This window comes from Citrobacter sp. Cy070 (genome assembly GCF_030332245.1).
Lineage (GTDB): Bacteria > Pseudomonadota > Gammaproteobacteria > Enterobacterales > Enterobacteriaceae > Citrobacter > Citrobacter youngae.
In genome coordinates, this window is the sequence record NZ_JAOWIG010000088.1 from 175,822 (window position 1) to 186,940 (window position 11,119).

The 11,119-nt window shown below is 53.0% G+C and carries 12 protein-coding genes and 1 pseudogene; 2 read left to right on the forward strand and 11 right to left on the reverse strand.

Going from position 1 to position 11,119, the window contains the following annotated elements; genetic code table 11:
* Window positions 1-52: 52 nt before the first annotated feature.
* Window positions 53-580 (reverse strand): rhodanese family protein, encoded by a 528-nt coding sequence (locus OGY19_RS19680; RefSeq protein ID WP_115601601.1) that lies wholly within the window; start codon window positions 578-580, stop codon window positions 53-55.
* Window positions 581-589: 9 nt separating this feature from the next.
* Window positions 590-889, reverse strand: a complete 300-nt coding sequence (locus OGY19_RS19685) for an ArsR/SmtB family transcription factor (protein WP_016154139.1) — start codon at window positions 887-889, stop codon at window positions 590-592.
* A gap of 184 nt (window positions 890-1,073) precedes the next feature.
* On the opposite strand from OGY19_RS19685, the gene OGY19_RS19690 reads away from it, so the two are divergent.
* Complete coding sequence (locus tag OGY19_RS19690; RefSeq protein WP_003037242.1) at window positions 1,074-1,232, forward strand: YqaE/Pmp3 family membrane protein; 159 nt, start codon at window positions 1,074-1,076, stop codon at window positions 1,230-1,232.
* 95 nt (window positions 1,233-1,327) lie between these two features.
* Window positions 1,328-1,777 carry a peptidoglycan-binding protein LysM gene (gene lysM, locus OGY19_RS19695; protein ID WP_003037241.1) on the forward strand — a complete coding sequence of 150 codons (450 nt, stop codon included), beginning with the start codon at window positions 1,328-1,330 and terminating at the stop codon, window positions 1,775-1,777.
* Window positions 1,778-1,789: 12 nt separating this feature from the next.
* Here lysM and csiR read toward each other — a convergent pair whose 3' ends face one another.
* The 9 genes and pseudogenes from csiR to OGY19_RS24505 form a co-directional block, all read right to left on the reverse strand.
* Window positions 1,790-2,476, reverse strand: coding sequence for a DNA-binding transcriptional regulator CsiR (gene csiR, locus OGY19_RS19700; protein WP_115601602.1), 687 nt, complete (start codon window positions 2,474-2,476; stop codon window positions 1,790-1,792).
* A 45-nt stretch (window positions 2,477-2,521) separates the two neighbouring features.
* The gene (gene gabP / locus OGY19_RS19705; RefSeq protein ID WP_048212991.1) at window positions 2,522-3,922 is read right to left on the reverse strand and encodes a GABA permease; all 1,401 of its coding nucleotides are present in this window, start codon (window positions 3,920-3,922) and stop codon (window positions 2,522-2,524) included.
* A gap of 142 nt (window positions 3,923-4,064) precedes the next feature.
* Window positions 4,065-5,348 (reverse strand): 4-aminobutyrate--2-oxoglutarate transaminase, encoded by a 1,284-nt coding sequence (gene gabT, locus OGY19_RS19710; protein ID WP_115601603.1) that lies wholly within the window; start codon window positions 5,346-5,348, stop codon window positions 4,065-4,067.
* A gap of 25 nt (window positions 5,349-5,373) precedes the next feature.
* A complete protein-coding gene (gabD, locus tag OGY19_RS19715) occupies window positions 5,374-6,822 on the reverse strand; it encodes an NADP-dependent succinate-semialdehyde dehydrogenase (RefSeq protein WP_115601604.1) in 1,449 nt (482 codons plus the stop codon).
* A 23-nt stretch (window positions 6,823-6,845) separates the two neighbouring features.
* Window positions 6,846-8,114, reverse strand: a complete 1,269-nt coding sequence (gene lhgD, locus OGY19_RS19720) for an L-2-hydroxyglutarate dehydrogenase (RefSeq protein WP_115601605.1) — start codon at window positions 8,112-8,114, stop codon at window positions 6,846-6,848.
* A 19-nt stretch (window positions 8,115-8,133) separates the two neighbouring features.
* Entirely contained in the window at window positions 8,134-9,111 is a 978-nt protein-coding gene (gene glaH, locus OGY19_RS19725) for a glutarate dioxygenase GlaH (protein WP_048212987.1), read from the reverse strand.
* A 239-nt stretch (window positions 9,112-9,350) separates the two neighbouring features.
* Window positions 9,351-10,064, reverse strand: a complete 714-nt coding sequence (locus OGY19_RS19730; RefSeq protein WP_003037218.1) for an MgtC/SapB family protein — start codon at window positions 10,062-10,064, stop codon at window positions 9,351-9,353.
* Between the two features lie 31 nt (window positions 10,065-10,095).
* Window positions 10,096-11,040 (reverse strand): annotated as a pseudogene (locus OGY19_RS19735) (MFS transporter); the annotation flags it as partial.
* A 16-nt stretch (window positions 11,041-11,056) separates the two neighbouring features.
* On the reverse strand, window positions 11,057-11,119 hold a 63-nt coding region (locus OGY19_RS24505; protein WP_071603212.1), incomplete at its 5' end, for an IS1 family transposase.

Here is an 11,119-nt window from a genome sequence, read left to right on the forward strand (position 1 = left end):
CACCATAGATCACGTCAATCGGCGGGTACAGCGTTGTTTATTCTATTACCGCTTAATGAGTACGTCGGTTCCAGGGCATTTTGTCGAGCAGTCGCGCCATACCGCAGAAGCCAGTTACACCCGCAAGTACCAGCCCCGCACCGACAAAACCGCTGAGTAAGAAGAAGCCGCTGTTAACGGCGTAACCGAGAATGACGCCAAGCAAGGCAAGGCTACCTGCGGCTATCTGCACCTGACGCATCAGCGGTAACGGTTGTGAACTGTCTTTCGCCACCGGCAACCCCGCGGCTTTCCAGCCGTCAATTCCACCTTCCAGCAGCCAGACCTGCGCGGGCGCAGCAATGGCGCTCAGTTTTGTTGCCGCATTTCGTGTACGTTTGCCTGACTGGCAGTGAAAAATCACCTGCTCGGCGCGTAAATTCGCAGGCAGCGATCCCTGCTCAAGCGCGGGCAACGGTGCCAGATGAGCCTCAGGAATATGCTCGTGCAGATACTCGTCAGCGTCGCGGATATCAATCAGTTTTGCACCCTGTGCGACCAGTGTCTGCGCCTCGCACGGGGAAATCGTCCCAATAGTCATGATGGCTCCTTATGGGCAATACAGTGTTTTTAATGTAGCGATCAGCGAATTCACGGCCGCATTTTTAATGGAGTAGAGGATGCGCTGGGCATCGCGCTGGCTGTCTATCAGACCTTCTTCACGCATACGCGCCAGATGCTGGGAAGTGGCGGAAGGGCTAAGGCCGGTAACACGGGCTAACTCGCCTGCGCTGGTACCGGGTGAACCGCAGAGCATGCACAAAATCAGCAACCGTTTCGGGTTACTCATCGCTTTTAGCAGGGCGGCAGCTTGTTCAGCGCTGGCCTGGAGTTGTTCAAGTTCAGTCATATGTATTTAAGCATAATCTAAATTAAGTATATTCTAAAATAAAAGATCAACGTACGCCAGCGTAAAAAGCGTAAAAGAGGGTAAAACAACAGGGCTAGACGGGAGGAGTTAGCTACACTGATTAATCTTAGAGATAAAATCTCTTTTTAAACAATGATTAATTTTTTGCTTGTAGGGAGTGTGTATGGGTTTCTGGAGAATCGTTTTTACTATTATTTTGCCTCCGCTCGGCGTGTTGCTGGGTAAAGGATTTGGTTGGGCGTTCATCCTCAATATCGTTCTGACGCTGCTGGGGTACATCCCTGGTCTGATCCACGCCTTCTGGATACAGACGCGTAACTAATTCCCCTTCTACAGCGGCGCTTTGGCGCCGTTTTCTTTGCGCCTCGTTCTCCTCTGCTACACTTTTGGGGTTGATTGTTAATTACCGAGGTGGATATGGGACTCTTCAATTTTGTAAAAGATGCGGGTGAAAAACTGTGGGATGCGGTCACTGGAAATCATGACACAGCCGATCTGGCAAAAAAAGTGCAGGAACATCTGAATAAAACCGGTATTCCGGATGCGGATAAAGTGGACGTCCAAATTAACGAAGGCAAAGCCACCGTTTCTGGTGATGGATTAAGTCAGGAAGCGAAAGAAAAAATCCTGATTGCGATTGGTAATATCTCTGGTATCGCCAGCGTCGATGATCAGGTTAAAACCTCTGCGCCCGCTAGCGAAAGCCAGTTTTATACCGTGAAATCAGGGGATACCCTGAGCGCGATTGCCAAACAGGTTTACGGTAACGCCAATCTGTATAATCAAATATTTGAAGCGAATAAACCAATGCTGAAAAGCCCGGATAAAATTTATCCCGGGCAGGTTTTACGTATTCCGGAGCAGTAATATTATTCAGGCTTATTCCGTCAGCAATTTACCGGACATCGCCTGTTGAATAATCGGAATCGGCGTCAGCAGGTGCTGGCGCATTAATTCGCTGGCGCGCGCGGCATCGCGTGCCAGAATAGCTTCGGTCAGTGTTTGGTGCTGATCGTGTTTGTCTTCCAGCATCTCCACCGACAGCACCGTTTTTCGCAGCCAGATAAACCGGTAGCGCGCCGCCAAATCGAACAGTCGTTCGCGCATTTGCAGCAGATATTGTGAACCGCAACCGGCGACAATCGCCGAGTGAAACGCCTGATGGCGCAGATCCCACTCGTCGAGCATCTGTTCACTGGCGTCAATAGCTTCAAGCTTACTAAGCATATGCGCGCGCGCCAGAATTTCAGCCTCCCAGGCGTCGTCGCCGCGTTCAATGGCCAGCGCGACCAGCATGGCTTCCATATTGGCGCGGGCATCGAAAATATCGAGCAACTCCTGCTCTGACATCGGGGCGACACGATACCCTTTCTGATTGACCACTGTGACCAGCCGCTCGGCAACCAGTTGCGACAGCGCTTCTCGTAACGGTCCCACGCCAAGATCATAACGCGAGGTCAGCAGGCTCATACGCAGTTTTTCATCAGGCTGATACACACCGCGGATGATGTCGTTCTTCAGCCAGCGGTATCCATCAATGGCCGTCGGTTGGGGAATGGCGGTCATGGTCATACTCCTGAAAGGATTTCCCGGCCTGCGCCGGGAACAGGTTTAATGCGTATTTTGCAATGGTGCTTTTTGCCAAGATAGCAGTTTTTTCCAGCGTGACATAATGGGCACGGTGCAAATAATTCCTATGGCTAACAACCCGGTAGAGATAACTTCCAGCTGTTGTGCCGGGCGAAACAGCATGACTACCAGCACAAAGATAATAAACGCGATGACCAGCCAGGTAAGCCACGGATAGAGCCACATTTTCAGTTTAATTTCGCCGCCTCGCGCCAGCAGGATTTTGCGCATCCGCAGTTGAGAAACGGCAATCACCAGATAGACCAGCAGTGCGATGGCACCGGAACTGTCGATCAGGAATTTAAACACCTTGGCCGGGGCGTAATAGTTGACGATGACGGTGAGGAATGCGGCACCGGTAGACAGCAACACCGCCACATAAGGCGTTTTACTGCGGTTCGTTTTACCCATAAAAGCGGGGGCATCGCCACGGCGGCTCAGGGAGTAGAGCATACGCGAGGACGTATACAGCGCGGAGTTGAGACAGCTAGTCACCGACAGCAAAATGACGCAATCCATGATCAGTTTTGCGTGTGGGATATGCAGTAGCTCCAGTACCGAGCGGTAAGAACCGACTTCTTTCAGTCCCGGCATGTTCCACGGGATCAGCGCCACCACCACAAAAATAGAGCACAGATAGAAGATGGAGATACGCCAGATAACCGAGTTGGTGGCGCGAACGATATGTTTATCCGGGGTATCGGATTCGGCTGCGGCGATGGTAACTATCTCTGCGCCCATAAAGGAGAACATGGTGATTAACATTGCGCTGATCACGGCGCCAAAACCGTTGGGCATAAAGCCGCCCTGATCCCACAGGCGCGAAACCCCGCTGACCTCGGCATAAGGATAGAAACCGCTAATCGCCGCTGCGCCGAGGGTTATAAACGCCAGAATGGCAACCACTTTGCACAGCGCCAGCCAGAACTCGAACTCACCGTAATTTTTGACGCTCAGCAAATTACTGCCGGTTAATGCCAGCGTGATAACCAGAGAAAACAGCCAGATAGGAATGCCAGGCACCCAGGAGTGAAGAATGATGGCGGCGATATTCGCCTCCAGCGGGATAACCAACACCCAGAACCACCAGTACAACCAGCCGATGGTATAACCGGCCCATGGGCCGATGGCCTTATCGGCGTAGGTGGAAAAAGAACCGGTATCCGGTGTGGCGACGGCCATTTCGGCCAACATGCGCATAATCATCACCACCAGCAATCCGGCGAACAGATAGGCTAATAATACTGCGGGACCGGCTTCTGCTATCGCCACGCTTGAACCGACAAACAGACTTGCGCCGATTACCCCGGCAATAGACAGCATGGTGACGTGGCGTGATTTCAGCCCGCCCCCTAAATCATGTGATTGTGACAGTTGCCCCATCTTTAAACCTCTCGAAAGTATTTCACTTGGGAGAGCACCCCGGCATTCCCGCGCCGGGGCACGCGTATTATTGTTATTGACCCTGTTTGCCGGATGGCGGCTCCGCCTTATCCGGCTTAAAACTCCCCGTTTTGATACGGGTTTAACCCTGTTTTGCCTCGGCAAAACACTGGGCGATAATGTCCAGCCCCTGGCGGATTTGCGCATCTTCAATGGTCAACGGGACAAGTATGCGCAGCACGTTGTAGTAAGGCCCGCAGGAGAGCAGGATCAGCCCTTTATCTCGCGCACGCGCGACAATTTCGGCGGTCAGTTTAGCGTCTGGTTTCGTGTGGTCGCCATCTTCGAACAGTTCGATAGCAATCATCGCGCCCAGCCCGCGTACGTCGCCAATCTCGCGATGGGTTTCCGCGATAGCCAGCAGGCCTTCACGCAGGGTTTGCCCCAGCTCGTTGGCTTTTTGCAGCAGATCTTCCTGCTCGAAAATGTTTAGTACCGCCAGCGCGGCGGCACAGGCAATTGGGTTACCGGCATAGGTACCGCCCAGACCGCCCGGTGGAATAGCGTCCATGACGTCGGCGCGTCCGGTCACGCCTGCCAGCGGGAAGCCGCCGGCGATGGATTTGGCGAAGGTGGTGAGATCGGGCGCAACGCCCATCTGCTCCATGGCAAACAGCGTACCGGTGCGGCCCGCACCGCTCTGTACTTCATCAGCAATCAGCATGATCCCGTGTTCGTCACAAATGGCGCGCAGACGTTGCATAAAAGCAGGAGAAGCGGCGTAAAAACCCCCCTCGCCCTGAACGGGTTCAATTACGATGGCGGCGACGTCTTCCGGCGCGGCATCGTTTTTGAAAATGCGGTGAATGCTGGCGATAGCATCGTCGTCACTGATGCCGTGCAGCGGGCAAGGATAAAGCGCGCGATACACGTGGCCCGGCATCAGCCCCATTCCGGCAGAGTATGGGTTCACTTTCCCGGTCAGTGACAAGGTGTAGTGGGTACGGCCGTGGTAAGCCCCGCTAAAGGCGATCGTGCCGGTGCGTTTGGTGGCGGCGCGAGCGATTTTTACCGCGTTTTCCACCGCTTCGGAGCCGGTGGTGACCAGCAGTGTTTTCTTGGCGAAATCACCCGGCACTTTCTTGTTCATGATTTCGCACAGCTCCAGGTATGGCTCATAGGCCAGTACCTGGAAACAGGTATGGGACAGCTTTTTCAACTGCGCTTCTACCGCAGAGACGATCTGCGGGTGCAGGTGCCCGGTATTCAACACTGCAATACCGCCGGCAAAATCGAGGAATTCACGGCCTTCAACGTCCCAGACCCGACAATTTTCTGCACGCTCGGCGAAAATTGGATGGATCTGGCCTACGCCACGGGGAACGGCGTTGCTGCGACGTTGCATGAGTTCTTTGTTGGTGCTCATCAGGTGTTCTCCAGTATTTATTTTATTAAAGGCCGATACACATATATTTGATTTCTAAGTAGTCTTCGATGCCGTATTTTGATCCTTCACGGCCAAGACCGGAGGCTTTGATTCCCCCAAACGGGGCAACTTCATTTGAGATGATGCCGGTATTAATCCCGACGATGCCGTACTCCAGCGCTTCGCCAACGCGGAAGACGCGGCTTAAATCTCGGGCGTAGAAGTAGGCCGCCAGCCCAAATTCGGTGTCGTTGGCCTGAGCAATGACGTCCGCTTCATCTTTAAAGCGAAACAGCGGCGCCAGTGGGCCAAACGTCTCTTCTTTGGCGACTTTCGCGTTGTCAGGCACATCCACCAGAATGGTGGGCTGGAAGAAGTTACCGCCGAGCGCATGAGGTTTACCGCCCGCGATAATGCGCGCGCCTTTATCCAGAGCATCGGCGATGTGTTCCTGCACTTTGGCAACCGCTTTATCGTCGATCAGCGGTCCGGTAGTGACCTCTGGTTGCAGACCATCGCCGAGATGCAGTTTGCTCACCGCCTGCTGAAGTTTTTCGGCAAAACGCTCATACACGCCGTCCTGAACGTACAGGCGGTTGGCGCAGACACAGGTTTGCCCGGCGTTACGGAATTTCGAGGCCAGCGCACCTTCCACGGCTTTATCAAGGTCGGCATCGTCAAAGACGATAAATGGCGCATTGCCGCCCAGTTCCAGCGATACCTTTTTGATGTCTTTGGCGCACTGCTGCATTAACTGACGGCCAATTTCGGTTGAGCCGGTAAACGACAGCTTGCGTACCAGCGGGTTGCCAGTCAGCTCATTACCGACCGCGCTCGCAGAACCGGTCACCACGCTGAAAACACCTGCCGGGATCCCGGCGCGATTAGCCAGCTCTGCCAGCGCCAGCGCGGAGAATGGCGTCTGGCTGGCGGGTTTAAGCACCATCGTGCAACCTGCCGCCAGCGCCGGACCGGCTTTGCGGGTGATCATCGCCGCCGGGAAGTTCCACGGCGTAATCGCGGCAGTAACGCCGATCGGCTGCTTGATGACGATCAGGCGCTTATCGGCCTGATGACCAGGGATTGTATCGCCATAGATGCGTTTGCCCTCTTCGGCAAACCACTCAATAAAGGAAGCGGCGTAGGTGATTTCGCCTTTGGCTTCCGCCAGCGGTTTGCCCTGTTCCAGGGTCATCAGACGGGCGAGATCGTCCTGATGTTCAATCATCAGGTTGAACCAGCGGCGCAGGATGTTGGCCCGCTCTTTGGCGGTTAGCGCCCGCCACGCGGGCAGGGCGCGATTCGCGGCGTTAATCGCTTCGCGGGTTTCATCCGCCCCCATTTTCGGTACGCTACCTAATTTCTGACCGTTGGCGGGGTTGGTCACCGCGAGGGTCTCGCCGCTGTTGGCGTCACGCCAGTGGCCGTCGATCAGTGCCTGCTGGCGAAACAAGGTGGGATCGTTAAGTTGCATAATTGCTTCCTGTCTTAAAAAGGTTAACGGGTGAATGCGGCGTGTAATGTCTCCACGCTACGTGCCGCACGCAGCGTGCGTCCGGGATTACTCTGGTTCTCCAGCAGCGCATGAACTTTGCTGACAATATGTGCACCGATAGGGATTGCCGATGTTGCCGCCGGAGAAGGCGCGTTACAGGTGTGAATTGAGCGTGGCGTGGTGACAAACAGAAAATCGTCGATAAGCTTGCCATCAGGTGATACCGCCTGTGCCCGCACGCCCGCAGGCCACGGTTGCAGATCCTTAAGCGTCAGGCTCGGACAGTACTTTTGTACCAGCCGCAGATAACCGCTTTTGCACAGCGAATTCTTCATTTCGCCAAGCCCGGATCGCAGGTTGTTTTGCAGCACGCGGCGAATACCTGAAGAGCCGAGGATCTCCAGCGTATCGCTGAGCGAGAAGTCACGCTTACGGTAGCCTTCACGTTTAAATGCCAGCACGGCGTTGGGGCCGACCGTGACGCTGCCGTCAATCATGCGGGTGAGATGTACACCAAGGAATGGCATCGCCGGATCGGGGATCGGGTAGATCAGATGATTGACTATCTGGTTATGTTCTGACGCCAGGCGGAAATATTCGCCGCGGAACGGGCAGATAATGAATCCGGGGTCGATGCCAAGCATTTTCACCAGCCGATCGGCCATCAGGCCTGAGCAGGTAATCAGCGTCGCGCCCTCATATTCCTGGCCCTGACGGGTATGGACAATCACGCCCGTCGCATGCTCTTTCAGCGCGCTGACTTCGGCGTTATAAACAATCTCGCCACCTTTGGCCTGGAAAATCTTCGCCATCGCGGCGGTGACTTCGCGGTAGCTGACGATCCCGCTCGACGGGACAAAAATCCCGCCCAGCCCGGTAATGTTTGGCTCACGCTCATGCAATTCTTCGGCGTTTAACCACTCGCGCTCTAAACCGTTAGCGGCAGTGCGATCCCATAACGCGCGCATCCGCTCCATTTCCAGCTCTGAGGTGGCGACCAGCATCTTTCCGCAGACGTCATAGCGGATGCCGTTTTGGTCGCAAAAGGCTTTTGTGGCGCGATTTCCGGCCAGGCAAAACTGCGCCTTCAGGCTGCCGGGGGTGTAATAGACCCCGGCATGAATGACACCGCTGTTGTGGCCCGTCTGGTGGCAGGCCGGGCCGGACTCTTTTTCCAGTAGCGCGATTCTGGCGTCCGGATAGACATCAATCAGTTGCATGGCGGTCGACATGCCGATAATGCCGCCGCCAATAATCACAAAATCATACATCCGCTTTTTTCCTTCGCGCTTACTGATGAGTCTGGTAGTGGTTTGTCGCGTAAGCGAAATAGCCACGCTGGCGCATCAGTTCGCGGCGCAGGTCTGGGTGCGAGGTGAAACGATCGCGACCGTGCAGCCAGAACAGGTTGTTGATCAACAGGAATTTACCCACTGAAACCGGTACGGAAATAATACTTTTGCTGGTTTCCAGCGCGTCGGACAGGTCGCTCAGCCAGACGCCTTCTTCATAGTCTTTTGGCTGGACGAACTGGTCGATGTAGCGCATCACCGGACGACCCTGCTGGTCAACGTCAAATACCGGATGGAACACGTCCTGGCTCACGTTTTTGCTTGGCGGCGCGGCAAAGCGCATGGGGCGACGCGCCAGCGGATGGGTAAAGTACTGATCCAGATGTTCCCAGTCGTCAAGGTGCAGCAGCAGCGAGTTACCGCCGGTCATGTTCTGCTCGTCAATCTTCATCATCAGCACATAGTCGGTGATCTCTTCGAGGTAGGTTCCGTCGTTGTGTAGCTCCATAACACGGTGCGGCTGGCGCAGATAGCTGTCTGAGTTATCAACGTTTTTTACCACGAAGCGCGCATAGTACTGACCGCTCATCGCATCAAAATTGGAGCGTCCGATAAGATGCGCTACCGCCGTGGCCAGCTTGACCATCTCTTCTGCCTGCGCCACATCATCCACGCCAACGGCATTGATCAGCAGTGCGCCTTCGGCACGATCGAGCAACGTTTTCAGCAGCAGAGGCTGCAACTGATTGCCGCACAGGTCGTCGAGGATCTTGCCCACTTTGAAGCGCAAGAAAGATTTGTATTCCAGGGCCTGTACCGGCCACTGCGCCACGGCCTGCAGAAATTGCTCAGTGGTCTCAGCGGAAAAAGTCAGCTCCAGCAGGCGTGGGGACTGGGCTGATGGTTTCAGCGTGAAACCGCTGTAGTGCTGGGCTGGATCTTCAGCGTTCGGTTTTACGGCAGTCAGTGCGTTCATCAAATCGTTCCTCTCAGTAGATTGTCAGGGAGATATGGCGCAGCTCGTTTCGTAGCCATAAATTAAAAATATCTACATTTTTGAAAAACGCGCACAGAATGAGCTTGTTTGTTTATTATTTGTGATCAAAAACAACAAATATTTAACATTGAAAAAGGTAGGGATTTAAAGCGAAGTGGGGATAGAACGGTTTTCTCAGGGGTAAAACCCCCTGATTTTAAAGTGGAAAGTAAAGTCTCTTAATGTTCAAGGGCGATAGCGCAGACGTGTTCAACATGGGTGAGATCGTGGTACAAGTCGGGCAAGGTCATCTTCTTACGAATTACGATTTTGAGATTAACCTCAATTTTACCCTTCTTAATATCCCTGATCGTTATGTTTTCAATAATGTTTTTCTGCTGATGGATGCGGGTTATCAGATTTTCGAGTGCATCGCGTTCATCAAGAATAACCCGGACTTTTACTTTTCCGGGAAACTGGTTTTTAGTCTGTAAGAAAATAATGAACGGGCTTAGTTTGATTGCCAATAAAAATAAAGCCGTGGCAAAAAAAGCATGAAAATAAAAACCGGCTCCACAGGTGATTCCCACCCCAGCAGATGCCCAGACAATTGCCGCAGTAGTGAGACCAGAAATAGCATCGTCGTGTCGGTGCAGAATGACTCCCGCACCGAGAAAACCAACGCCGCTGATAATCTGAGCCGCCAGGCGCATAGGATCGCTACGGATGTTCATCGAAATTTCAGCATAGTATTCCGCAGATTGTATTGATACGACAGTTAACACACAGCTGGCTACGGATAAAATAACGCAAGTTTTGAAGCCGACCGGTTTCCCTTTCGATTCTCTTTCCAGGCCAATAATGCCACCCAGAATAAATGCAATGCTGATTTTGATGATCGTAGTTAAAGGCAACAATCCTTGCTCATTGATGATGGCGGCCAGATTATTCATGCAATTACCTTAATGAAAGAGTCTTTAACGATCAGGAGTTTGCTTTTTTCAATGGGAGGTCTGCTTTGCGTTTTGAAATATCGTCCCGGAAGAATATCAGGAAGAATACGCTGACCACTGCGGCAACGCCTGCTGAAACCAGCCAGAATGTTTCCCATTGCGGTAACGCCTGTGGGCCTTGTTCCGTCACGGTGTTGTTAAAGATTTGCCCGCATACGGTAGAGGCAAACAGCAAACCGACGCCGTTGGAGACGATGAATCGTAAACTTTGGGCTTGGGCTTTAATCTCTGGCGCGGCTTTACGGTCAACATAAATGTCGCCCACGGTAAAGAAGAAGTCCCAGCAGAATCCCTGCAACATCAGACCGATCAGCACAAACATCATGTTGGCATCCAGCGAGGCATGAGCAAACAACAGTGTGCGGATGATCCAGCAAACGGCGCCCAACATGAGAGTAATTTTGAAGCCGGCTTTCAGTAAGAAAAACGAGAGCAGGAACATAAAAATGACTTCACAGGCGATGCCGACCTGCATCATTGACGCGGCGTTATCGAATCCAAGCGCTTTTAAAAAGACCGGGATATAGGCGGAATAAGCCGTTTTGGGGATCATCAGGACAAAAATGCTGAGCATCAAAACCGAGAAACTGCGGTCCTTGAAGAGTGCCAGAGCGTCCAGACATAACAGATCGCGGAGTGTAAATACGCTTCCTTTTGCTTTCGGTGGGGTGTTTGGCAACGTAAAGCAGTAAAGGCCGAGCACGACACCGGAGGCTGACGCAATATACCAGGTGATGGTATTTCCGGAATAGCCCATTTCACCAATAATAAAACCGATGACCATAAAGCCAAATGTGCCGAACACACGAATAAAGGGGAAGTATTTCACCCCGTTAATGTGGCTGAAACTGATGCTGTTAGCCAGCGCCGTTGTTGGATAAAACAGCAGACCAACCAGGAAGATCATGGTCAACGTCGGTAATGACTCCAACTTATTGATAGTGTTTTATGTTCAGATAATGCCCGATGACTTTGTCATGCAGCTCCACCGATTT